At 60.0% G+C, this 23,452-nt stretch carries 18 protein-coding genes; 14 read left to right on the top strand and 4 right to left on the bottom strand.

The features are described from left to right. Window positions 1-254: 254 nt before the first annotated feature. The 4 genes from SBC1_RS16765 to SBC1_RS16750 all read right to left on the bottom strand — a co-directional run bounded on the left by SBC1_RS16765 (window position 255) and on the right by SBC1_RS16750 (window position 7,104). A complete protein-coding gene (locus SBC1_RS16765) occupies window positions 255-2,843 on the bottom strand; it encodes a fused MFS/spermidine synthase (RefSeq protein WP_243830245.1) in 2,589 nt (862 codons plus the stop codon). A 65-nt stretch (window positions 2,844-2,908) separates the two neighbouring features. Continuing rightward, complete coding sequence (locus tag SBC1_RS16760; protein ID WP_165092796.1) at window positions 2,909-4,600, bottom strand: arylsulfatase; 1,692 nt, start codon at window positions 4,598-4,600, stop codon at window positions 2,909-2,911. 134 nt (window positions 4,601-4,734) lie between these two features. Further along, the gene (locus SBC1_RS16755; protein WP_165988575.1) at window positions 4,735-5,790 is read right to left on the bottom strand and encodes an HAD family phosphatase; all 1,056 of its coding nucleotides are present in this window, start codon (window positions 5,788-5,790) and stop codon (window positions 4,735-4,737) included. Between the two features lie 60 nt (window positions 5,791-5,850). Continuing rightward, on the bottom strand, window positions 5,851-7,104 hold the full coding sequence (locus SBC1_RS16750; protein WP_165092794.1) for a formylglycine-generating enzyme family protein: 1,254 nt from the start codon (window positions 7,102-7,104) through the stop codon (window positions 5,851-5,853). 444 nt (window positions 7,105-7,548) lie between these two features. On the opposite strand from SBC1_RS16750, the gene SBC1_RS16745 reads away from it, so the two are divergent. The 14 genes from SBC1_RS16745 to SBC1_RS16680 all read left to right on the top strand — a co-directional run bounded on the left by SBC1_RS16745 (window position 7,549) and on the right by SBC1_RS16680 (window position 23,391). After that, window positions 7,549-8,508, top strand: coding sequence for a MoxR family ATPase (locus SBC1_RS16745; RefSeq protein ID WP_165988573.1), 960 nt, complete (start codon window positions 7,549-7,551; stop codon window positions 8,506-8,508). A 47-nt stretch (window positions 8,509-8,555) separates the two neighbouring features. Next, a complete protein-coding gene (locus SBC1_RS16740; RefSeq protein ID WP_165092792.1) occupies window positions 8,556-9,518 on the top strand; it encodes a DUF58 domain-containing protein in 963 nt (320 codons plus the stop codon). Continuing rightward, on the top strand, window positions 9,515-10,042 hold the full coding sequence (locus tag SBC1_RS16735; RefSeq protein ID WP_165092791.1) for a DUF4381 domain-containing protein: 528 nt from the start codon (window positions 9,515-9,517) through the stop codon (window positions 10,040-10,042). Before SBC1_RS16740 ends, SBC1_RS16735 begins: the two co-directional genes overlap by 4 nt. After that, on the top strand, window positions 10,029-11,069 hold the full coding sequence (locus SBC1_RS16730; RefSeq protein WP_165988570.1) for a VWA domain-containing protein: 1,041 nt from the start codon (window positions 10,029-10,031) through the stop codon (window positions 11,067-11,069). Before SBC1_RS16735 ends, SBC1_RS16730 begins: the two co-directional genes overlap by 14 nt. Continuing rightward, window positions 11,059-12,648 carry a VWA domain-containing protein gene (locus SBC1_RS16725; RefSeq protein ID WP_165988568.1) on the top strand — a complete coding sequence of 530 codons (1,590 nt, stop codon included), beginning with the start codon at window positions 11,059-11,061 and terminating at the stop codon, window positions 12,646-12,648. Before SBC1_RS16730 ends, SBC1_RS16725 begins: the two co-directional genes overlap by 11 nt. Beyond that, window positions 12,645-13,979 (top strand): BatD family protein, encoded by a 1,335-nt coding sequence (locus SBC1_RS16720; RefSeq protein ID WP_165988567.1) that lies wholly within the window; start codon window positions 12,645-12,647, stop codon window positions 13,977-13,979. The genes SBC1_RS16725 and SBC1_RS16720 overlap by 4 nt, the downstream gene beginning before the upstream one ends. 190 nt (window positions 13,980-14,169) lie before the next feature. Continuing rightward, the gene (locus SBC1_RS16715; protein WP_370469572.1) at window positions 14,170-14,442 is read left to right on the top strand and encodes a hypothetical protein; all 273 of its coding nucleotides are present in this window, start codon (window positions 14,170-14,172) and stop codon (window positions 14,440-14,442) included. A 93-nt stretch (window positions 14,443-14,535) separates the two neighbouring features. Then, window positions 14,536-15,831: a TolC family protein gene (locus tag SBC1_RS16710; protein ID WP_165988565.1), complete on the top strand. Its 1,296-nt coding sequence runs from the start codon at window positions 14,536-14,538 to the stop codon at window positions 15,829-15,831. A 13-nt stretch (window positions 15,832-15,844) separates the two neighbouring features. Next, window positions 15,845-17,326, top strand: coding sequence for an efflux RND transporter periplasmic adaptor subunit (locus SBC1_RS16705; RefSeq protein WP_165988564.1), 1,482 nt, complete (start codon window positions 15,845-15,847; stop codon window positions 17,324-17,326). Further along, window positions 17,323-20,553 (top strand): efflux RND transporter permease subunit, encoded by a 3,231-nt coding sequence (locus SBC1_RS16700; protein ID WP_165988562.1) that lies wholly within the window; start codon window positions 17,323-17,325, stop codon window positions 20,551-20,553. Before SBC1_RS16705 ends, SBC1_RS16700 begins: the two co-directional genes overlap by 4 nt. After that, the gene (locus SBC1_RS16695; RefSeq protein WP_207958413.1) at window positions 20,550-20,912 is read left to right on the top strand and encodes a copper-binding protein; all 363 of its coding nucleotides are present in this window, start codon (window positions 20,550-20,552) and stop codon (window positions 20,910-20,912) included. The genes SBC1_RS16700 and SBC1_RS16695 overlap by 4 nt, the downstream gene beginning before the upstream one ends. Window positions 20,913-21,164: 252 nt before the next feature. Continuing rightward, window positions 21,165-22,226, top strand: a complete 1,062-nt coding sequence (locus SBC1_RS16690) for a DMT family transporter (protein WP_165988560.1) — start codon at window positions 21,165-21,167, stop codon at window positions 22,224-22,226. A gap of 107 nt (window positions 22,227-22,333) precedes the next feature. After that, entirely contained in the window at window positions 22,334-22,624 is a 291-nt protein-coding gene (locus SBC1_RS16685; protein ID WP_165986821.1) for a hypothetical protein, read from the top strand. A gap of 398 nt (window positions 22,625-23,022) precedes the next feature. Next, window positions 23,023-23,391 (top strand): hypothetical protein, encoded by a 369-nt coding sequence (locus SBC1_RS16680; RefSeq protein ID WP_165988558.1) that lies wholly within the window; start codon window positions 23,023-23,025, stop codon window positions 23,389-23,391. The last annotated feature ends 61 nt before the right edge of the window (window positions 23,392-23,452 follow it).

The raw sequence follows: 23,452 nt of genomic DNA, 5'->3' as shown, positions 1-23,452 counted from the left end.
CGCATGACCACCCGTCGTTCAACAGAAATCCAGTCACATCACCCGGGATGTCGTATTGGAGCATGGGGTCACGTGACTGAAATCCTGACGAGAACGAACTCGAACTCGCTCGCAGAATAGTTCTCGGGGCCGGGCGGGCGCTTACACGGCCGCCCGGCCAGCGCCTGCACGTGGACGTTCGCCTACTCACCTGACACCGGGACACAAGACTCGCGCGCAACTGCGCGATCAAGGTCTGCGCGCTTGCGGTCACGCTAGCCGCCTGCACCGACAAACCACCGGTAGTACGGGTTGTTTTCATCGTCGCGCATGACCTGGCGGACATTTGCCTGCCACGCATCGCGATCCCCCCGATAAGCAGCCAGCCCCGCATCGTAGAAGGCTTGCAACGTGTTGCGTTCGGTTTGCATGGCTTCCAGGAACGCGTTATCCGCGCGCTGCAGCGGGGGGGCGCTGCGCAGGGCCAGCAACTGAGTCAGTACCTTGGGGAAGTCGGCCCTGCGCACCCACGCAGCGTATTCAATGCCCGGCCGGTTGTCGGTCACAGGTTGCGCATCGGCGGCGTAGTACTCGAGGCCGGCGCGATCCGTTATCCATGTGGCAAGCAGTGCGGCGGGGGAGGCAATACCCACCTCGCGCAGCGCCTCGGCAACGCCCGGTTGCCCGAAGCGTTCGCTGATACGTGGCACGTCGAGTTCAATCGGCTCCATGGAACCTACCAGCATCATCTCGTGCAGCTCGGTGGTCCACATCGTTGCATAGGGAAACACTTGTACGAAGCTCTTGATCAACGCACGCGTGTCTTCCTCGTTTTGCGTCGGCAGGGGCAACCATTGTGCGACGAGGCCACCCGGTTGCAGGCGCGACGCCGCCAACCTGTAAAAATCCGACGAGTACAAATTGACGACACCCGCAGCCGACGGCGGGGGTGGTTCCAGCGTGATCAGGTCGTAACGTTGCGAGTTGCGCAGTAGTTCACGCCGCCCGTCGTGCAGCCGGATCTCCACGCGCGGGTCCGTGCTCACGCCGTAGTTGCCCTTGAATTGCGGCGCCGCACGCACCACGGCCGGAAGCAATTCGGCAACAACACGGTGATCGAGACCGGGATAAGGCAATAACGCGCCTGCCGTGATGCCGGTCCCCAAGCCGATCACCAGCGCCGAGCGCGGCGTGCCGCGATGAATGATCAGCGGCAGCATGGCCTGCAAGCGCATATAACGCAGCGACGTCATGGCGTCGCCGGAATTGGATACGCCCTGAATGTACAGGCGTTTAAAGCGATTTTCGCCGGACCTCTGTGCAACGACCGCAACGGTTCCGCCCTCGCTTTCCGCATAGAAGGTCAGGTCGCCGCCACGGGCTTTGGTGAGCATCGTGGCGAGCCGGTCGGAAGGCGTGAACACCGCGGCGCATAGCGCGCATGCGGCAAGGGCAAGCACGCTTGCGCGCGCGAACAAACGGGCGCCAGAACCGCGAAAGACCGCGATCAATCCGACTACGCTCGCCGCGAGGGCCAGCCCGCCAAGCGCATGAACTATGCCTAGCTTCGGCATCAGGACGAAGCCGGTGAGCATCGTGCCGGCTATGCCGCCCGCTGTGTTCATCGCGATGACGACGCCGACATCGCGCCCTACGCGGCTGCCGTTCACACCAAGACGTACCGCGAAGGGGAACGCCGCACCGAGCAACAGGGTTGGCACGAAAACGATGCAGAGACCCGCAAGCGCGAAGCGCGCGCACATGGCGGCGAACATGTTCCCCGTTGCAGCGAAGACCGCGCCGGCTACCTGTGCCTGTCCCTGCAATAACCATTCGCCGAGGAAGGCGATCTGCAGCAGCGCAACAAGACCGGCCGCCGCGATCAGCAGCGCGAACGTTCCCCATGGATCACGAACGCGGTCGACATGACGTGACACCAGGGCGCTCCCAAGGACGAGACCGCATAAGTAGGTGGCCAACACGATTGAGAAGGCGAAGCTTCGGGTGCTGATGAACTGGACGATAGCTTGTGACCACACGACCTCGTAGCCCAGTGCAATGCCACCGGCCAGTGCATACAGTACGACGGCGAGCCGCGCGCGATCAGTAGCCGGAGCTGCTGAAGGTGGCGATGCCGCCACTAGAAGGCGCGCATGCACGCGGCGATTGAGGATCAGCGCGGCTAATGCAGCGGAGGCATTCAGCGCGGCGGCGGCGAGGGCGCTGCCCAACACACCGAGCGCGGGAATCAGGACAAACGGGACGACTAGTGTTCCGACGATCGCACCGGCGGTATTGGCTGCATATAAGCGACCACCGGCACGGCCAATATGCTTGGCTAGCGGCGCGACTGCGCGCATGAGGACCGGCAGCGTGCCGCCCATCAGGACGGCGGGAATGCCGACCAGCGCAAAGGGCAGGAGCCAAGCCAGCGCACCCACATGATCTTGTAGCGTCGCGAACGGCTGAGCGGCGTGAGCGAGACCGAAGGTTGCGCCCACGGCTAATATCAACACGCCAATTTCCAGGCTTGCGTAGACACGCAGCGGATTTTTCTGCCGGTCGGCGAGGCGTCCGAATAACCATCCGCCCAACGCCAGACCCGCAAAAAAGGCGCTGACGCCGGTGGTCACCGCAAGTACCTCGGCGCCGACCACAAGTGTGAGCTGCTTGATCCACAGGACCTGATAGATCAGCGATGCCGCCCCCGACGCAAGCAGAAGCAATGCCGGCCACGCAATGTGCAAACTCGGAGCATCTGGCACGAGTGGTTGCGTGCTCTCATGTGTCCGGGTCTCACTTTGCATGCGCTCGCGTCTTTCACGATGCGTCGCTTTGGCACGAGTGGCGAGCGTCTGGGTCATGGGTTCTTCAAAAAAGAAGCCGCGTCCTCCGGCTACCAAGCTGGAGGACGCGGCAGGGTGACGGCTTACTCGAGCCCGCGCTTCTTGAACGACTCGTCGATCTTCTTGTCCACTTGCCGCCGGACCGCATCGACGCTGAAGCTCGCCGGTCTCTGGCTAGGCGGATAAGCGACGAAGGTCTGAAGGAACGTTGACGCCTTCAATGTCGCGATGCCAGTCAGGTAAGCGTTCTTGACCAGCCAGTCGTTGTATTGATCCGACGTGATGTCCGCTCGCTCGTAAGGGTCCATGCGCAGGTTGAATATCTTCGGCAAGCGCAGGCAGACCAGGGGGTCCTGCCAGATGTTCAGGTTCCCCTGCGCACGCTGCTCGCAGAACACTGCCTTCCAGGCCATGTTGTCCTGCTCCCAGCGCATGGCGACCAGTTGCCCGTCGTCATCGAAGTAGTAGAACTCCGTGCGCGCGCTCTTCGGAGCCTTGCCCGTTAAATACGGTAGCTGGTTGTAGCCGTCGAGGTGATCCTTGAAGGTGGTGCCACCTGCTTTTGGCGCCCATCCCTTGAGCAGCCGGTCCTTCACGCCACTGTCGCCTGCTGCGGCGAGCAGGGTCGGGAACCAGTCAAGCCCGGAGAACAGATCGTTCGACACCTCGCCCGGCTTGATCACGCCCGGCCAGCGCACCATGGCCGGCACGCGGAACGCGCCTTCCCAGTTGGAGTCCTTCTCGCTGCGGAACGGCGTCATGGCTGCATCAGGCCAGGAGAACATATTCGGCCCATTGTCGGTCGTGTAGATCACGATGGTGTTCTTCGCTATCTTCAGGTCGTCGAGCAGCTTGAGCAACTTGCCGACATCCTGATCGTGTTCCCACATTCCGTCGGCATATTCATTGCCGGGCATGCCGCTCTTGCCCTTGAACTCGGGCCTGACGTGCGTGAACACGTGCATGCGCGTGAAGTTCATCCATACAAAGAACGGAGTGCCGGCCTTCGCTTGCTTGGTGATGAAGTCAGCCGCCTTCGCGCCCGTTTCATCGTCGATGGTTTCCATCCGCTTGGCATTGAGCGGACCGGTGTCTTCTACCTTGCCGTCAGCTGTGCTGTGAATGACGCCTCGCGGAGAAAAGTTCTTCGCATAAGGGTCGTTCTTGTCTTTCGGCCAGTACGGACGATCGGGCTCCTCCTCGGCATTCAGGTGATAGAGGTTGCCATAGAACTCGTCGAAGCCATGATTCGTCGGCAGGTATTCATTCTTGTCGCCAAGGTGGTTCTTGCCGAACTGACCGGTTGCGTAGCCAAGAGGTTTGAGCGCTTGCGCAATGGTGATGTCGCCTTTTTGCAGACCGACCGGAGCACCCGGCGCGCCGACCTTGGACAGCCCGGTGCGCAGCGGCACCTGGCCGGTGATGAACGACGAGCGGCCAGCGGTACAGCTATTTTCCGCGTAGTAGTCCGTGAACATCATCCCTTCTGCCGCAATACGATCGATGTTCGGCGTCTTGTAACCCATCAGCCCGTGCGTGTAAGCACTGACATTCGACTGGCCAATGTCATCGCCGAAAATCACAAGGATGTTGGGCTTGGCGCTATTTTGATTAGCCGGTTTGGCCGCACTCGTTGCGGCGGGCGTAGCTGGTTTAACCGCACCTTGCGTTTGAGCCGGTGCATTGGTCGGCGGGATGATCAAAGCGCAAATCACAGCGAGGGCTATAAGCGATGCCCCCGCTGCGTAGCGCCCTTTCTTAAACAATGGTCTCATCGTGTTGCTCCAATGACGTTGATTCCAGTCTCCGCTCCACCCTGTCCGGGCAATGCAGATTGGCTTGCTCGAACCGCAAGTACATTGCGAATCGATGTTTCTCTCGTGCTGCTTGTCCGCTACTGGTTTGCCGCTTAAGGCTTCGATCCGGGATAGATCGTTTGCCAGTCATCCTTCATGCTCACTACGATCCATCCTTGCGCAACGGCTTCGTCCCAGGCTTTATCGAGCTTGCCTATCTTCGATTGGCGGTCGTAAGCGAACTCTCGGGTGGCATCGTCGTGATGGACAAGCAGCGCGAGATGCGGACCACTGCCCGAGGCCGTGTACTGCAGCATCTGCAAATCGCCGTCCGAATTACCGAACGCGAGAATGGGCTTGCGGCCAACGTTTCGATAAATACCGACAGGCTTGCCCGGACCGTCATCGACGAAATCGATCTTCGGCAAGCGCGTGAGAGTCGGCTGACCATTGCGCAGTTCGTATCGGACAACCTGGCTTGAACCGATCACTTGTTCGGGCGGAACGCCGTAGACCTTCTCGGCCCACGGACGCATGAATTCGATCGTGCCCCCTGAAACGATGAACGTCTTGAACCCGTTCGCGCGCAGATAAGCGAGTAGTTCCAGTTGCGGCTGATATACAAGCTCGGTGTACGGTCGTTTGAATTTGGGGTGTCGTGCCGTCGCCAGCCAGTCGCGGATGGTCTTGTCGTATTCGTCGACGGTCATGCCGCTGTTCGCGACGGCCACCAGCTGCAGCAGCTCTTTTTCGTGGCTGGCGAGCGCAGGATAGTCGTGGGCAATCAGCGCTTTGAAGGCGGGGTTATTCTTCCATTCCGGATGGCTTGGCGCCGCAGCCTTGACTTGATCGAGCATGAAGAGGAACTGGAAATACAGGGGCTGCTCGCTCCACAACGTGCCGTCGTTATCGAACACGGCAATACGCTCGGCGGGCGCAACGAAGCTCGACGAACCCTCGCGGGTGACGTCGCCAACGAACTTCGTGATCGACTGCTTCGCTGGTCCGTCACGCCAGGAGGGTAAGGCGTCGGCTGTGCCTGTTGTCACCGTCTGCGCCGCGCCTGCGGTGCCCGCGCCCGCACAGCCTGCAAGCGACAGGGCAACCAGTGCGGCGGCCAGGAGAGCGGAGGCGCGACCTGACCAGTCGCGTCGGTGGTAAAGCTGCATCAGGACTCCCTTGCATGTAACGCTATTCGATGATCAAACTGGTGAGTGCGGAATGCAGGTTCATTTGGCCGGCACGTCGGCGCGCGCAAGCTGTTGCCGCTGGCGCGTGTCCGCCCACGTGCTCTCGTCCATCACGAGCCTGAAGCCGAGATGCGACATGCTGTTATAGGGATCGGTACCGCGCCGCGCGCTTGGCCGGTAGCTCAGGCAGTAAGTCTCGTTGCAGAGAAACGAGCCGCCGCGCGTCACCCGCTTGGGCGCCTGCACGGGCACGCCAGCGCTTGCGTCTGCCGGGTCCCAGGAATCCGTTGGGCCCGCCGGGTTGTCGATAACGCTTCCCGTGGACGCCTCTCGTCTGAACTGATCCGCGCGATACCAGTCGGCCACCCACTGCCACGCGTTGCCGGTCATATCCGACAGCCCGTAACCGTTGGCGGGGAACGTTCCGACCGGGCTAGTGCCGAGCGCCCCACCGGCCTTCGGGTTCACAACCGGAAACGACTGGGGCTGCTGGCCTTGCCAGACGTTGGCCATCTGCTTGCCGTTCGGTGCGAACTGATTACCCCATGCATACGTGGCTTGATCGAGGCCGCCTCGTGCCGCAAATTCCCATTCGGCTTCGGTCGGCAGCCGCTTACCCGCCCACTTTGCATACGCTTGCGCGTCCTCATACGAGACCTGCACAACCGGGTGATCTTCCTTGCCGGCTATGTTGCTGTCCGGACCGGTGGGATGGCGCCAATTCGCGCCGGGCACATAACGCCACCAGCGTGAATAGTCTTCCAGCGGCACCGGTTGCGTCGTGCCTACGAAAACCATGGCGCCGGCCACCATCGCGCTGTCGGGAGGTTGCGGTGTGCCGGGTGGAAGCTGGACCTTCAGCGACTCCCAGTCCGGTTTCTTCTCCGCTGTTGTTACGTACCCGGTAGCGGCCACGAATCTGGCGAATTCAGCGTTGGTTACGTGGTGACGATCCATCCAGAAGCCGTGTACGCGGACCTTGTGCGCCGGACGCTCATTGGCCTGTGCCTGCTTGGAGTCGCTTCCCATTTCAAACTGGCCGGCCGGTACCCAGGCCATGTCGAGCGGACCTCGCGTGCCGTCGCCGTAGATGATCTGCTGATGAGGCGTGGCACGCGAAGTAACCGCCCAGCTCACCGCAGCGCCGACAGCAGCCGGCACGATCACCAGCAGAGCGCCCCATAGCAGCAGCTTGCGATAAGGTCTCGCGCGTGTTGTAGACCCTGTGGGCGCACTGGGTGGGGCTTTGTTTGTCTCACCCGCCTTCGGGGATATGCGCTTTTGTACACTCATGGCCTGTTACCTCACGCCGATCAGGGCATCGTGCATGGACTTTCGATACATTCATTTCTCGCTGCGCAATAAAAATAAGTATGACTAAACACTAAAATACATGTACGTAATTGAATCTCTCGCTGATCCGATTGACCATGCCTCACGCATCACGGACGACTCAATAAACGCGATGCAAACAGCTACCCCGCGGCGCGTTTTTTCACGCGCACATGGACCGTCCCATTGCGTCTTACAAACACGTAACTTAGCTTTCGATAGTAGCCACCAATCTCATATTTGTTCAAAGCAGGCAACAACTTTTCCAAGACTTTTTCATGATTTTTTAAGAGGTACTGAATCTTTGACGAACGGCGTTGTGTGCTTTAACGTCTGCGCGAAGGTCAACGAAACAGCGTCAGTGCCCGGGTATCCAATAATGAAACGACTAACGGATCGGTAGCCATGCGCGAAACTATCCTGCGCTTTGAAGCCAGCGTCGATGAAGCAATAGTCGGTCAGGCAGCGGTCGTCCGACAGGTGTTGATTGCTCTTTTGGCAGACGGCCATGTGCTGCTCGAGAGCCTGCCGGGGCTTGCAAAGACACGCACCGTCAAAGCCATCGCTACACGGCTGGCGGCAACCATGAGCCGCATTCAGTTCACGCCGGATCTTCTGCCTTCCGACATCACCGGTGCGGAGACGCTGCTGCAATCGGGCACGGAGCGAACGCTGACATTTCAGCCCGGCCCTATCTTCGGCAACCTGATTCTCGCGGACGAAATTAATCGCGCACCTGCCAAGGTTCAGTCAGCTCTGCTCGAAGCCATGGAAGAGCGTCAGATTTCCGTCGCCGGAAAAACGCATAGGATGCCTGATCTGTTCCTGGTGATGGCCACGCAGAATCCAATTGAGCAGGAAGGCACGTATCCATTGCCCGAGGCACAAATGGACCGGTTTCTTTTCAAGGTCCTGATTACCTACCCGTCGCCGGAAAGCGAGCGCGAGATGTTGCGACTGCTTAGACGTGAAAGCAACGACGCGCCGCAAGTGACCGATGCCCTGTCTCAGGATGTCATTTTCGCGGTCCGCCAGGCGGTGCGGCAGATTGCGGTGGCACCGGCAATTGACGAATACATTGTCTCGCTGGTCAATGCAACGCGGCACGGCGGCCAACTCGACGCGGACCTCGGCAAGTGGATCGAAATTGGTGCGAGTCCGCGTGGCGCGATCGGGCTCGACCGTGCCAGCCGCGTGCAGGCGTGGCTTCAGGACCGCAGTTTCGTGACACCCGACGACGTGCGGGCCGTTATCCATCCCGTGCTGCGACATCGGCTGATACTTTCATACGATGCCAACGCGGACAACATCAGCGCGGACCGGGTGATCGACCGCCTGATCGAGAAAGTGGCCGTGCCGGCATAGCGCGCGAATTGCGCCCAAGCTCGCGCTCACACGCAAGGGGACGATCAATGGCCGTGGTATCCCAAGCTGCTATTGGCCGCGTATATGTCGACGCGGCGCATCTCGCGAAGCTCGAATTTCGTGCGCGCGGGTTAAGTTTCGTCGCGCCCGCGCCCGTATCCAGCATCTTGTCGGGCAACCATGCTTCGCGGTTGCGCGGCCGTGGCCTTAACTTCGACGAGATTCGCGGTTACCTTCCTGGCGACGATGTTCGTCACATCGACTGGAAGGTGTCGTTGCGCCTCGGCAAGCCGCAGATTCGCGCTTACACGGAAGAGCGCGACCGGCCGCTTCTTGTGGTCGTCGATCAGCGCATGAGCATGTTTTTCGGGTCGAGCCGTGCGTTCAAGTCGGTGGTGGCGGCGGAGGCCGCGGCGCTCGCGGTATGGATGGGATTCGCCGCGGGCGATCGCGTGGGCGGCGTGATCTTCGATGACGACCACGTCGTCCGCGTAAAGCCATTACGCAGCCGTAGCCGGATCAAGGTGCTGTTCGGCGCGCTCGCGGGGATGAACAGAACGTTACATGCCGAGAGCGCGTCCAGAACAAACTACGGTCAGCTCGATACCGCGCTTCAGGGCGTACTTCAGCTTGCAGGACACGATTACCTTATCTGTATCGTCAGCGATTTCGCCGGCGCGAGCGAACGTACCCGCAAGCTATTGCGCCAGCTATCGAAACATAATGATGTCATTGCCGCGATGGTCTTCGATCCTCTCTGGCAGCGCATGCCCGAGCATCGTGCGCTGGTGGTCAGCGAAGGACATCTGCAGGTGGAGCTGCGTATCGAGCAGGAGAAGGTTCGCAAGCCGCTCGCTAGCATGTTCAAAGGCCGCACCGCAGAGGTGGCCGACCTGTTGCGATCGAGTGGTGTGCCGCTGATGGCGTTATCGACCGATGAACCCACCGTCGACCAGGTTCGACGTCTGTTCGGCGAACGCGTCAGGCCGATCACGGGCAGCGGGCTATGACCGACTCGTCCGTGACCTCCCTCACACCCGCCGATACCCCGTTGGAGCTCAAGCCGCTGCAGGAGTTGCCGCTGCCCGAGCTGGTGTCGTGGGCGCCGCAAACTATCGGGTGGGCTGCGGTTGCGGTCTTGCTGATTGGGGCCGTGCTTTGGGCCGGCTGGATGAGTTGGCGTCGTTATAAGAGGGAGCGTTACCGGCGAGTGGCGCTAGCCGAGTTGGCGGAAATCGAGGCGGCCCTGAGCGATGCGCAACATCGTGCGGTCGCGCTCGCTGCTATCCCGTCGCTCATCAAGCGCACCTCGCTTGCTGCTGCTCCGCGCGAACGTGTCGCGGCGCTTACCGGCGACGAATGGCTCGCGTTTCTCAAGCGCACACGAGGACGATTCGACGAACGCAGCGGCGCGCTCCTGACGCTCGTGAGCTACGCACCCGCAGAACAGATCGCCTCGATAACACCGATAGAAGCCGAGACCCTGGTGAGCGTCACCCGCGACTGGATCCAGCGCCATCATGTGGAAATTTGATTTCCCGTGGATGTTCCTGCTGCTGCCGTTGCCCGCCTTCGTCTGGTGGCTGGCACCCGCATGGCGCGCAACGACATCGGCGATCCGCATGCCGTTTTTTCACGAGATGGCGCAAGCGGCGGGCGAGCAGCCGGCGCCCGGCGGCGTCCGTTTGCGCCGAAATGTAGCGCAGCGAGTGATGATGCCGATGCTATGGATCCTGCTCGTTACTGCTTCCGCGAAACCCGTGTTCGTCGAGCCGCCTGTCACTCGTGACGAACCCGCCCGTGATCTCATGCTGGCGATCGACCTGTCTGAATCGATGAGCACGCGCGACTTCGTGAACCCGCAAACCGGCGAGCGCATGGACCGGCTAACTGCGGTCAAGCAGGTCGTCAGGGACTTCGTGGCGAAGCGCAAAGGGGACCGCATCGGGGTAGTGGTGTTCGGCGAGGCAGCGTACCCGCAAGCGCCGCTGACGCTCGACCATGACAGCGTACTTTTGTTGCTGAACCAGATGCAGATCGGCATGGCGGGTCCGCGTACGGCTATTGGCGACGCTATCGGTCTGACCGTGAAGCTGATGGACAATTCGCCGGCTCAGGAAAAGGTGCTGATCCTGCTGACCGATGGCAATGACACGGCCAGCGCGATCCCACCCGATCGCGCCGCTGACATAGCGAAGAACAACAAGCTGGTGATTCACACGGTCGGTATAGGCGACCCGGGTGCGACGGGTGAAGACAAGGTCGACCTGGATGCGTTGCAGCGAATCTCCGATATCACCGGCGGACACGCATTCCACGCGCTAGGCAATCCGCAGGAACTCGCCGACGTCTACACGACGCTCGACAAGATGACGCCTGAGAAAGTGAAGCGGGAAATATACCGGCCGCAACGCGATTTCTTCTGGATACCGCTAGCAATTGCATTGTCGATACTGACGCTATATCACTGTCTTGCGTTGGCGATTGCAGTACTTCGTGCACCGGGTCGAAAGCAAGCGCTAAAGACCATGGAGATGGACGGAGCGACCCATGGAAATTGACCTCACCGCGTTTCATTTCCTGCGGCCTCAATGGTTATGGTTGCTCGTTCCGGCGGTCCTGTTGCCCCTATTCTGGTTTCGACGCAACAGTGTCCGCGCTCGCTGGCGCAACATCATCGACCCTTTGCTGCTTGAACATCTGATAGTCGGCGATACAGCGCGGCGCCGCATTCAACCGGTCCATTCGCTGGCGTTGCTTATTGCCGTAGGAGCAATCGCGGTTGCCGGCCCGACCTGGCAGCAGGAGCGCCCGCCATTTAACCAGGACAAGGCGCCGCTCGTAATCGTTCTTGAGCTTGCCCATTCGATGGACGCTACTGATGTCGCGCCCACGCGTCTTGAGCGCGCCAAACAAAAGGTGCTGGACCTCGCGGCCGCGCGCAAGGGCGCGCGAACCGGGCTTGTGGTGTTCGCTTCAACAGCACACCTCGTCGTGCCGCCAACCGAGGACCCGGCCATGCTCCAGTTGTACTTGCCGGCACTTGCGCCGTCGTTGATGCCGCACGATGGCAAGAACGTGAACGCAGGTCTCGACATTGCCGAGCAGCTTCTGGCGAAAGACCCGGTGGCCGGAACCATCGTTTTTATCAGTGACGGCTTCGACCAGAACCAGACGGACGCATTCATACAGAAGGCCAAACAATCTCACCATCAACTGCTATGGCTTGCAGTGGGCACGGAAAACGGCGGCGCGATTCTCGGCCCGAACGGAACCATTGCGATGGACGATGAAGGCCATCCGCTGATGGGCACCTTCGACGCCGACGAAATACAAAAGGTGGCCCACGAAGCAGGTATTCCGCTTGCCAGCGTACGCGCAGATGGTGATGACGTCGCGTGGGTTCAACGCCGTGCGCAGACCTGGCTGGCAGAGGTGGATGAATCGAAACGTGCGCCTCGTTGGAAGGAGTCGGGCTATTGGCTCGTGCTGCCGCTGCTGATGCTTGGGCTTTGGTGTTTTCGCAAGGGCTGGACGGTGAAATGGCTGCCTGTTGTGCTGATCGCGCTGGCCTTTAGCGCGACGCCTCGCGACGCACAAGCGGCTTCATGGAACTGGCTGGATCTGTTTGCCACCCACGATCAGCAAGGCCGCTGGGAATTCGAGCGCGGAGACTTCAATGCAGCGGCAAAACGTTTCGATGACCCGCTTTGGAAAGGTCGCGCGTTATATCTCGCGGGAGACTATGCCGGTGCGCTGAAAGCGTTCTCGCGACTAAAGACTGCTCAGGCTTATTTCTACATGGGCAACACGCTGGCGCATCTTGAAGACTACCCGTCCGCCATCAAAGCTTTCGACAATGCGCTAGCGCTTCAACCCAGGTTGCGCGAAGCAGCGATAAACAGGGACCTCATGAAGAAACTCATAGCGCAGCCTAAGCAGGAACCTCAGAAGGACGAGGAGGATGAAGAATCGGACGAGGTGAAAATAGAAAGGAAGAAGGGCAAGGTTGAGCAGAGCACGATCATTATGGAGCCGTCCGAGGACGTATGGATGCGTAACCTGAGCACATCGCCGGCCGCGTTTTTGCATCGGCGATTCGAGCAGGAGTCGGACAAAAATAGCGCGGGTGCGCCATGAAAGCGTTCTTGCGAGTTCTCTTGATCTTGATGTTCCTTACGTCAGGCTCAGCCGTGGCGCAAGGCGCGCCGCGGCTATTAGTGCGTGCGCATATCGAACCATCCGGGACGGTTGTGGCGGGAACTGAAGTCAAGCTCATCGTGGATTGCCTGACGACAACCTGGTTCACCGAAGCCCCGAACTGGCCGCTATTTACGGTGCCGGATGCAATCGTCAATCTGCCTGACGAGCAAGCCGAAAATCTGCATGAAGTCATTAACGGGGTGAGCTGGTACGGCGTGAGCAGGGCGTACAGAGTTGTCCCTCAAACGGCCGGAGCATTCGACATTCCTTCGTTTCAAATCACGGTTTACCCAGGCGGCACGAACGTACCGGCTAAGCTAACGACACCGGCGCTAAGACTTGTTGCCACGGTTCCAGCCGGCGCAGAAGGCATGAGCGTTTTCTTTCCCACGCAAAAACTAAGTGCCACGCAAACAATCGAACCCTCGCCGGATGATCTTAAAGTAGGCGGAGCGCTGACTCGCACCATTACGCAGAACGCGACCGGAACCGAGTCCATGCTTATTCCCCCGGTCAATTTCGGCGATGTTGACGGCCTCAAACGCTACCAGAAGCCGTCTGGGACAAAGAACATCATGCAAGACCGCGCAGGGTTGGTCGCGGGCCAACGCACGGACACGGTGACTTACGTTGCTAATCGCAGCGGCAGATTCAAACTTCCGCCGGTGACCATTGAATGGTGGAACACGACCACGCAAAGACGAGAAAAAATCGTGCTGCCGGCCGTGAGTTTTTCGGCGACGGCTGCCAGCGAAAGGCCGCTCTTTGATATTCCTATAGATGCATTGTCCAAGGGCGGTGCGCATCGGATCATTGTTATCGACCGGTCGCGAGCGCTAATCTTTGCCGCGATTTTGGCCTTCGTGCTCGCACTGGTTTGGGCATATCCCAGGCTGATTACTCGATACAACCTGGCTAAGCACGCTTTGGTCACTGCGCGGAATCGTTATGCGGAAGGAGAAGCGCCTGCGTGGCGGGTTTTGCGTGCGGCTGCTAGCAAGGGTCCTTTGCTGCGTATTATTCCGGCGGTGTATCGCTGGATGGACAAGAGCCCCGATTTCAAGCATCCCGCGCGAATAGATGACCTCGATTTTTCCGCCGACCCTGGACTTAAGGAGTTAGCGGACACAATCGCGACACATTACGCGGATAGTCCCGACGCTAAGCTTGATTGGAATAAAGCAGAGGGCGCGCTGCGCAGGGCGGCCAAGCGTGCTCGTAAAAAACGCAATGCGCAGTCGCCGCTTCCGCCGCTGAATCGCTATTAAAGGCTTAGCGCTTAGCGCGGTTGATTCCCTAACGCCAAGAATCACCCGTTAACTTAAGGCTTTATCTGAAATCAAGCGCTGAGCTATACTTGCCGTCGTGAAAATCCTGCGTACCTTGTTCGTCTTGTGGCTCTGCGCGGTGCTGCCCTTAACGGGGCTGGCAGCTAGCGGCTCGGCCGGACAATGTCCAATGCAGTCCATGACCCGGGACTCGGGCAGCATGATGTCCGCCGCCATGCCCGACTGCGAATCGATGGCAACGCCTGCTGGTCAAGACAGCAAGTTAAAAGACTCGCTCTGCAAGATGACCGTGCAGTGCCAGATGGGCTGCATGAGCATTCCGGCGTCGGCTCCCGGCATTGCGTGGAGTGCCACCGCTTATCGGCCGATGTTCTTTCACTATACCCAGTCGCTGTTCGTCCGCGAGCCTGACGGCTTGTGGAAACCCCCTCGCGCGCTTTAACTCCCTTAGTCACCAGTTTGCCGCTTTAGCGGCGAGGTCGTCCTGCATCCAGGACGTGATTCCCTATGGGATTCGACCGTTTGGGGTTGAGAAATGCATTCATCTATTACCGCGCCGGTGTTCCGGCGTGGATGCGCGCGTGCGTCCACGCTAGCGTTATTCATATTCATTCTTAGCGGCGGCGTAGCGGTTAAAGCGCAGGAAACTGCTTTGACGTTGGACGCCGCGCTGCAATCCGCGACCGATCGTTCCGCCTCTATGCAGGCAGCGCAATCGTCCGTTCGCGCAAGTTCACAGGCGGTCGTTCGAGCTGGCCAGTTACCCGATCCGACGCTCAAGGCGGGTGTCGACAACCTGCCGGTCAATGGTTCGCAGGCGGGAACCATTGGCCAGGATTTCATGACGATGCGGCGTATTGGCATCGAACAGGAATGGGTGTCGCCGGAAAAGCGGCGCCTGCGCACCGAGCTGGCTAATCAGGAAGTTGACCGTGAACGCGCGGGTTATCTCGCTCAGCTAGTCAACGTGCGCGAGCAAACGGCAACCGCATGGCTTACCGCGGCATACGCCAAGAAAGCGCTCTCGTTGCAGCAGGAACTCGCCGATCATATGGCGCATGAACTGTCGGCGACGCAGGCGTCTTATCGGGGAGCCAAAGCTAGTGCCGCCGATGTGACCCAGGCGCAACTCATGCTCGCGCAGACGCGCGACCAGTTGCTCAAGGCGCAGCAAACGCTTCAGACGGCGCTCATCGGCTTGTCGCGATGGACGGCCGCAACTGTCCTCGATGTCGCCGGCGAGCCGCCTGCGCCGCGGTCGGTGGTTGCGTCACTGCCGCCCGAAGAGCTTCGGCGTGTCGAGCCTGCGCTGATCAATGCGTCGTCGGAGATAGCGGTCGCTGACGCGGACACGGCAGTCGCCCAAAGCAACCGCAGCCCGAACTGGACTTGGGAAGTCGCGTACCAGCAACGAGGTGGTCAGTACTCGAACATGGTGTCGGTTGGCGTCAGCATTCCTATCCCGCTGAACAGGAGGGATAGGCAAGACCGCGATACCGCTGAGAAAGCCGAGTTGGGCACCAAGGCGCGGTTGATGTACGAAGACGCGCAACGTCAAGTCGATGCCGATATCCGCAACCTCTCCGCCACGCTCGCCAGCGGGCGCGAGCGTATCGCCAACCTGAACGCATCCCTGCTGCCTGCAGCCGACCAGCGCTTGCAACTATCGACAGCGGCTTATAGAGCCGGCACCGGATCGCTGGCCGATACCTTCGCCGCCCGGCGCGCCGTGCTCGACGCGCGCTTGCAAGTGCTCGATCTCCAACGCGACATATCGCTCACCTGGGCTCAACTCGAGTACCAGGTCGTGCCGCCTTCCATGACCTACTGACAGTGAGAACACGATGAAGAAGAAACCTATGACGCTCGCTGTCATCGCGGCGGTGGCGTTGCTTGCTTTGGGTTATGTCGCTGGAACATGGCACGCCAATACAACCGCGGCGACGACGACCGCATTGGCGAATAGTGAAAAAGAGGCCGGCCGCAAAGTGCTCTATTGGCACGATCCCATGAAGCCGAATCAGCACTTCGATAAACCCGGCAAGTCGCCCTTCATGGACATGCAACTGGAGCCCGTATTCGCGGACGAAGGTGCGTCGAGTGGCGTGAAGATCGACCCGGGTCTTCAGCAGAACCTCGGCATTAGATATGCCACTGCACGTCGCGTGGATGTAGCGGCAAGCTTCGAGGCCGTTGGTACAACTCAGTTCGACGAGTCGCTGGCCGATGTGGTCCAGTCGCGCGTGACGGGTTACATCGACCGCTTGTATGCGAATGCGCCGATGCAACGTGTGGTGAAAGGCGCTCCAATTGCGTCGCTGTTTGTACCGGACTGGCTGGCGCCTCAGGAGGAATACCTGGCGCTCAAGCGCAGCGGCATGGACGACGCCATGCTCGCGGCATCGCGCGAACGCATGCGCGCTTTATCGATACCGGATGCGATCGTGGCCAGCCTCGATCGCACTGGCCGTGCACAGACGCACGTCACGTTATCGGCGCCAGCGAGTGGCGTGATCACCGAACTGAATGTCCGCGATGGCGCGATGGTCTCGCCCGGCCAGACGCTTGCCAAGGTCGCGGGCTTGAACACGTTATGGCTTGTGATCGACGTGCCCGAAGCGCTGGCGTTGCAAGTGAAAGCGGGCATGAGTGTCGACGCCGTGTTTGCTGGAGACACCACGCAGCATTTCACCGGGCGTATTCGCGAAGTCCTGCCGGGGATCAGTACCGGTAGCCGCACCTTGCAAGCGCGCCTTGCCATCGATAACAAGGATCTGTCGCTCACCCCCGGCATGCTCATGCGAGCGCGTATTGGCGGGGCAACGACGGCGTCCCGGCTGGTCGTGCCGTCCGAGGCGGTGATTGCGACAGGCAAGCGCTCGATCGTGATCGTGAAGCAAGCCGATGGTCGGCTTCAGCCGGTCACCGTCATCACCGGCAACGACTCAGGCAGCGATACCGAAGTGCTGAGCGGCCTGAGCGAAGGGGAGCAGGTGGTGGCTTCGGGTCAGTTCCTGATCGACTCTGAAGCGAGTCTCAAGTCCGTTCTTCCAAGACTTCAGGGAGGACCGGCCAGCGATGCGGTCGCCGCGCTTCAGACCTACGAAACGACGGGCAAGGTCGAAGCCGTCACAAGCCACGACATCACCCTCTCGCATCAGCCTGTACCGGTATTGGGCTGGGGCGCGATGACCATGGCATTCGGCAAGCCGTCCGCAACCGCATTCCCTGACGTGAAAGCCGGCGAAACGGTGCACTTCGCGTTCAAGCAATCCGACGACGGATATGAACTGACGAAAGTCGAACCAATGGGGGCTGGCAAATGATCGCGCGACTCATTCGCTGGTCTATCCAGAACCGTTTCCTGGTCCTGCTTGCGACCCTCCTGATCACGGGCTGGGGTATCTATTCGCTGACGCAAACGCCGCTCGATGCGCTTCCCGATCTCTCGGATACGCAGGTCATCATCAAGGCATCGTATCCGGGCAAAGCGCCGCAGGTCGTTGAAGATCAGGTGACGTATCCGCTGACTACAACGCTTTTGGGCGTGCCGGGCGCCAAGACGATTCGCGCCTACTCCTCGTTCGGCGATGCATTCGTCTACGTCCTCTTCGACGACAAGACCGACCAATACTGGGCACGCTCACGCGTACTCGAATACCTGAACCAGGTGCAAAGCAGGCTCCCTCAGGGCGCGAGCGTCTCACTCGGACCGGACGCTACCGGCGTTGGCTGGGTCTATGAATATGCGCTCGTCGATCGCACCGGCAAGCACGATCTTGGTCAGCTTCGTGCGCTGAACGACTGGTTTCTCAAGTTCGAACTGAAGGCCGTTCCCGATGTGTCGGAGGTAGCGTCTATCGGCGGAATGGTGCGGCAGTATCAGGTCGTACTCGATCCGGACAAGCTGCGCGCCTATGGCATCACGCAGGCCACAGTGACGGATGCGCTCAAGAAAGCGAACCAGGAATCGGGTGGCTCGGTTGTCGAGCTGGCGGAGTCCGATTACATGGTGCGCTCGTCAGGTTATCTACGGTCACTCGATGACTTCCGCAGCGTTGTCTTGCGCACCAACGAAGCGGGGACGCCCGTGCTGCTCGGCGACGTTGCGCGTATCCAGATCGGTCCCGAGATGCGGCGTGGCATTGCCGAGCTGAACGGCGAAGGCGAGGTCGCCGGTGGTGTGATCGTGATGCGCTCCGGCAAGAATGCACTGACGACAATCGAGGCCGTGAAAGCGAAACTCAATACGCTGAAGAAGTCACTGCCACCCGGCGTCGAGATCGTCACGACCTACGATAGATCCAAGCTGATCGAACGTGCTGTCAGCAATCTGCGAGACAAGCTGATCGAGGAGTTTGTCATCGTCGGCTTGGTCTGTGCGCTGTTTTTGTTCCATCTGCGAAGCGCTTTTGTCGCCATCTTGTCGCTGCCGCTGGGTGTGCTCGCAGCGTTTATCGTGATGCGCTATCAGGGTGTCAACGCGAACCTCATGTCGCTCGGCGGCATTGCGATCGCGATCGGTGCGATGATCGACGCCGCCATCGTGATGATCGAAAACGCGCACAAGCATCTGGAAGCTTTTGACCACGCGCATCCGGATCAACCGATCACCGCATCCGAGCGATGGGAGCTCATAGCAACATCGGCGGCGGAGGTCGGGCCTGCGCTGTTCTTTTCGCTCCTCATCATCACGATGTCGTTCATCCCGGTGTTCTCGCTTGAGGGCCAGGAGGGCAAGTTGTTCTCGCCGCTGGCGTTCACCAAGAGCTACACGATTGCTGCGGCTGCTCTGTTGTCGGTCACGCTGGTGCCGGTGCTGATGGGCTATTTCATCAGGGGCCGTATTCCGAACGAGAACGCCAATCCGATCAACCGCGTGCTGATCCGTTTGTACCGCCCGCTGCTTGAAGCGACGTTGCGCCGGCCGTGGGCTGCGATCGGTATTGCGATCATTGCCCTTGTGCTTACGCTGATTCCGTTATCGCGGCTAGGCGGCGAATTCCTGCCCCCGCTCGATGAAGGCGATCTTCTGTACATGCCGACCGCGCTGCCCGGTATCTCGGCAGAAAAGGCGGCTGAGCTATTGCAGCAGACCGACCGGCTCATTAAGACGGTGCCTGAAGTCGCGACTGTATTCGGCAAATCCGGGAGAGCCGATACGGCGACCGACCCCGCGCCACTGGAAATGTTCGAGACCACGATCCAGTTCAAGCCGCGCAGTCAGTGGCGGCCCGGCATGACGCCGGAAAAGCTGGTCGATGAACTGGACCGGACGGTGAAGGTGCCGGGCTTGTCGAACGTGTGGGTGCCACCAATACGCAATCGTCTGGACATGTTGTCGACGGGTATCAAGACACCGGTGGGCGTGAAGATTTCAGGCGGTGATCTTGGCGTCATTGACACTATCGCAACGCAAGTGGAAGCCGTGGTCAAGACGGTCCCGGGGGTCTCGTCCGCGCTCGCGGAGCGCTTGAACGGCGGGCGTTATATCGATGTCGATATCGATCGTTTTAAAGCTGCGAGGTACGGGCTCGCTATTGCGGATATCCAGTCGGTCGTTTCATCGGCGGTGGGCGGGGAGAACGTGGGCGAAGTCATCGATGGGCGTCAACGCTTTCCCATCAACGTTCGGTATCCGCGCGACGTTCGTGACTCGCTCGAGAATCTTCGACGCTTGCCGGTTGTCACGGAGCGGGGCGCGCAGATCATGCTCGGCGATGTCGCTACCCTGAGGATTGCCGATGGCCCTCCGATGATTCGCAGCGAGAACGCGCGGCTTGCGGGCTATGTGTACGTCGATATCCGCAACACGGACCTGCAGTCGGCAGTGACAGCGATGCAGCGGGCGGTCGCGGAGAACGTGGTTCTTCCACCGGGTTATTCCATTGCATGGTCGGGTCAGTTCGAGTATCTGGAACGCGCATCGGCGACGCTTCGTACCGTGATCCCGGTCACGCTCGTGATCATCTTCGTGCTGCTGTTCCTGACCTTCAATTCGGCCGCTGATGCGTTGCTGCTGATGTCGACGGTTCCGTTCGCCTTGGTCGGCGGGTTCTGGCTGATATGGGCGCTGGGTCATGCGGTATCGGTGGCAACCGCGGTCGGTTTTATTGCGCTTGCTGGCGTGGCGGCGGAGTTCGGCGTGGTGATGTTGCTGTACCTGAAACGTGCGCTTGAGCATCGCCTCGGCGCCGGCGCTGTACTGACGGAGGCGCTTCTCTTCGACGCCATCCGCGAAGGCGCCGTGCTGCGCGTGCGGCCGAAAGCAATGACCGTTGCCGTGGTCCTCGCGGGTCTTATCCCGATCATGCTCGGCCACGGCGCGGGGTCGGAAGTGATGCAACGCATCGCGGCGCCGATGGTCGGCGGCATGGTCACCGCGCCGCTGTTGTCCATGTTCGTTATTCCCGCTGCGTGGTTGTTGCTTAAGCGTCGCCAAGTGCGGCGCGCAGTGCAAGCGCGTGGCGAATTCGATGGTCCTACCGGCACGCATGTGCCTTCGCATTTACCTTCGCATTTACCTTCTATTCACACTGGAGAAATGAAATGATCAAACTGACTTACATCGCGTTGGCAATGGGTGCTGCGTTCGCTGTATTTTCTGTTCAGCAGTCAGCGGTCGCCGACGATATGGCCGGAATGAAGATGAATCCCGGCGCAATGAGTTCGGCGGCGCGGTCGTCGAAATCCGCTTTGACCGATGCGGAAATCAGGAAGGTCGATCCGGCGTCCGGCATGGTGACGCTCAAACACGGTGCGCTGGAAAACGTCCGTATGCCGCCGATGACCATGGCGTTCAAAGCCCGGGACGCTGCGATGCTCAAGCAGGCTCACGAAGGGGATAAAGTGAAAGTGCGCGTTGAGAACGTGGGCGGCACGATGACTATCGTGACAATGCAAAAGCAATAAGCTTCGGGCTGAGGATGTTGCCACGCACAAACGGTTCTGGCCGGCCGCAAGCGCGCGGTTGCATGTCCCGATGTTGACAGGCGGCGCTGCTTAAGTGCGGCCTGTCGATTACAACTGGCAAAGTGACATAAAGATCTGATGGTTTTGCACGTGCGCAAGATCATGGCGCCAGGACATTAGCGCGAGAGCGTTGCGGACAGAGCGCCATCACCTTCTTTAGAATCGCAGTTAAATCCCGAGTCAGGAACACCCATGTCTGTGCGCTACAACGCTGCGTTCACGGCGCTTCTCGCGGCCGCGCTTTTTGGTGCGACCACCCCGCTTGCCAAGACCCTTCTTGGCACGATGTCGCCGTTCATGGTCGCAGGCTGGTTCTATTTAGGCAGCGGTGTTGGTTTGGCAATTGCAATTGCCTTCCAGCGCGTCAGGCGGTCCAAAAAGGAGCGCGCTAACGAAAGCCGGATTCAGTTGGCTGAAGTGCCCTGGTTGCTTGGAGCAATTGTCGCTGGCGGTATCGCAGGCCCGGTGCTGCTTATGTTCGGCCTGAGCACCACGCCGGCCGCAACGAGTTCGCTATTGCTGAATCTTGAAGGCGTGTTCACGGCGGTGATCGCGTGGGTCGTGTTCCGTGAGAATGTGGATACGCAGATTTTTCTCGGCATGGTCGCAATCGTCGCTGGCGGCGTGGCGCTCTCGTGGCAGCCGGGCGCGGCCGGTGTATCCGCTGGCGCGCTGCTGGTCGCAGGCGCTTGTGTGTGCTGGGCGATCGATAACAACCTGACGCGCAAGGTATCGACGAATGACGCCATGGTCATCGCTTGCCTGAAGGGGCTGATCGCCGGATCGGTGAATCTTTGCATTGCCCTTGCGCTCGGCGCTCATCTTCCGGGTTTGGTCAAGACGGCGGCGGCCATGTTCACCGGCCTGGCTGGATACGGCGTTAGCCTGGTTTTGTTTGTTGTTGCGTTGCGCAACCTCGGGACCGCACGCACCGGCGCGTACTTTTCAGTCGCGCCGCTATTCGGCGTGACGCTTTCGCTGATCCTGTGGCCGGATATGCCGGGGCCGTTGTTTTGGGTGGCCGCCGCGTTGATGGTGCTCGGCGTGTGGCTGCATATTCGTGAGCGCCACGAGCACGCCCATACGCACGTGTTGATGGACCACAACCACCGGCATCGCCATGACGAGCATCATCAACACACGCACGATTTCAAGTGGGATGGAGATGAGCCGCACACTCATCCGCATCGACACGTGCCGATGACGCACACCCATGGACATTTCCCGGATATTCATCATCGCCACATTCATTGAGCGGCGGATTTCTTCAATTAGGCATGCCTTGCATCCAGCGCCCCGCAAGCCCCGTATATAGCCTTGACGCGACGCAATCTTGCACTCGCGGCTAATGGGGAAAAATCATGAACAAGGCAATGCGGAAAGCGATGTTGGCGGGCGTGTCGGTGGCGTTCTTGTGCGGTTCGGCGGCAGTATTCGCGCAGGGTGGCGGTAACGGGAACGGTGGCTCGGGCGGCGGTAATGCGCACGGCGCAGCAACGGCTGGAATGACGCACTGGGGCGATCCGGTTGCCACGCCAACAAATTCCATGCCCGGCAATATGCAAAACCCGGGAATGGACAGTAACGCTAACGCGAATATGAGCGCGATGCCGTCGAACGGCGCCAAGGGTGCCGCAAAGAACGGGCAGTAGAGCAATGTTATGCCAGTGTGCGCCCGGCGCCGGGAATAGTCTTCGGTTGAACTCGGCGTGGCGTGGCCGCTGTTAGCCTTACTGCATCGGCATCACGATTTAGGGGCCGGTTGTGTTGTCTTCATTTGCATCGACGAAATGGACTTGGTGGAGGACGCCCCGGGACGCCTCGAAAATTTCCGGCCGAATATGAAACTTTGATCCGCCGCGTGACAGAAAGACGCCAAGCATTACGAGTATGACCCGCGCGCGGATTTAGCCGCCGATATCTTCCTCCGCCACGCGCTTCATTCTGTAATCCAGAGACACAATTGTGCTTGAACTAAAGCAAGGTTTCTCGGCTCCTACTTAAGAGTAAGACGCTAAGTAAGATGCCAAGACGCGCGGGAGAAGATCACATGCTTAAGCCAATTGCATTGTTAGCACTTGTTGCGTGTCTCGGCGGCTGTGCGGTCGCGCCGGGTTATGGTTATGGCTATGGATACGACGGATACGGCTACCCTTACGCAACAGATTATGCTGGGCCGTACTACTCGGGTTATCCGGCTGTTTACGGCGGTGGTATCTACGTCGGTGGGGGCGGTGGCGGCTGGTACGGTGGCCACTACTACAACCATGGAGTGAACTGGCATGGTTGGAACCATGGGTACGGAGGCGGATATCACGGCGGCGGTTACGGCCACGGTGGCGGCTACGGGCACGGCGGGGGCGGTGGTGGACAGTGGCAGGGCGGCGGCGGTGGAGGCCACGGCGGTGGCCGCGGTTAGGACGAGATGGGCCAGTTAGCCTGATGAACAGCCCCCGATGCGTTCTGCTTGTCGGATGGTC

The sequence above is a fragment of the Caballeronia sp. SBC1 genome, from assembly GCF_011493005.1.
Lineage (GTDB): Bacteria > Pseudomonadota > Gammaproteobacteria > Burkholderiales > Burkholderiaceae > Caballeronia.
The sequence above is the reverse complement of the archived record's forward strand: the minus strand, read 5'-3'. Positions and strand labels throughout refer to the sequence as shown.

Excerpts from the sequence above, each read along its gene's own strand:
- SBC1_RS16765 (WP_243830245.1), bottom strand. The coding sequence starts at position 2,843 with ATGACCCAGACGCTCGCCACTCGTGCCAAAGCGACGCATCGTGAAAGA.
- SBC1_RS16760 (WP_165092796.1), bottom strand. The coding sequence starts at position 4,600 with ATGAGACCATTGTTTAAGAAAGGGCGCTACGCAGCGGGGGCATCGCTT.
- SBC1_RS16755 (WP_165988575.1), bottom strand. The coding sequence starts at position 5,790 with ATGCAGCTTTACCACCGACGCGACTGGTCAGGTCGCGCCTCCGCTCTC.
- SBC1_RS16750 (WP_165092794.1), bottom strand. The coding sequence starts at position 7,104 with ATGAGTGTACAAAAGCGCATATCCCCGAAGGCGGGTGAGACAAACAAA.
- SBC1_RS16745 (WP_165988573.1), top strand. The coding sequence starts at position 7,549 with ATGCGCGAAACTATCCTGCGCTTTGAAGCCAGCGTCGATGAAGCAATA.
- SBC1_RS16740 (WP_165092792.1), top strand. The coding sequence starts at position 8,556 with ATGGCCGTGGTATCCCAAGCTGCTATTGGCCGCGTATATGTCGACGCG.
- SBC1_RS16735 (WP_165092791.1), top strand. The coding sequence starts at position 9,515 with ATGACCGACTCGTCCGTGACCTCCCTCACACCCGCCGATACCCCGTTG.
- SBC1_RS16730 (WP_165988570.1), top strand. The coding sequence starts at position 10,029 with ATGTGGAAATTTGATTTCCCGTGGATGTTCCTGCTGCTGCCGTTGCCC.
- SBC1_RS16725 (WP_165988568.1), top strand. The coding sequence starts at position 11,059 with ATGGAAATTGACCTCACCGCGTTTCATTTCCTGCGGCCTCAATGGTTA.
- SBC1_RS16720 (WP_165988567.1), top strand. The coding sequence starts at position 12,645 with ATGAAAGCGTTCTTGCGAGTTCTCTTGATCTTGATGTTCCTTACGTCA.
- SBC1_RS16715 (WP_370469572.1), top strand. The coding sequence starts at position 14,170 with ATGCAGTCCATGACCCGGGACTCGGGCAGCATGATGTCCGCCGCCATG.
- SBC1_RS16710 (WP_165988565.1), top strand. The coding sequence starts at position 14,536 with ATGCATTCATCTATTACCGCGCCGGTGTTCCGGCGTGGATGCGCGCGT.
- SBC1_RS16705 (WP_165988564.1), top strand. The coding sequence starts at position 15,845 with ATGAAGAAGAAACCTATGACGCTCGCTGTCATCGCGGCGGTGGCGTTG.
- SBC1_RS16700 (WP_165988562.1), top strand. The coding sequence starts at position 17,323 with ATGATCGCGCGACTCATTCGCTGGTCTATCCAGAACCGTTTCCTGGTC.
- SBC1_RS16695 (WP_207958413.1), top strand. The coding sequence starts at position 20,550 with ATGATCAAACTGACTTACATCGCGTTGGCAATGGGTGCTGCGTTCGCT.
- SBC1_RS16690 (WP_165988560.1), top strand. The coding sequence starts at position 21,165 with ATGTCTGTGCGCTACAACGCTGCGTTCACGGCGCTTCTCGCGGCCGCG.
- SBC1_RS16685 (WP_165986821.1), top strand. The coding sequence starts at position 22,334 with ATGAACAAGGCAATGCGGAAAGCGATGTTGGCGGGCGTGTCGGTGGCG.
- SBC1_RS16680 (WP_165988558.1), top strand. The coding sequence starts at position 23,023 with ATGCTTAAGCCAATTGCATTGTTAGCACTTGTTGCGTGTCTCGGCGGC.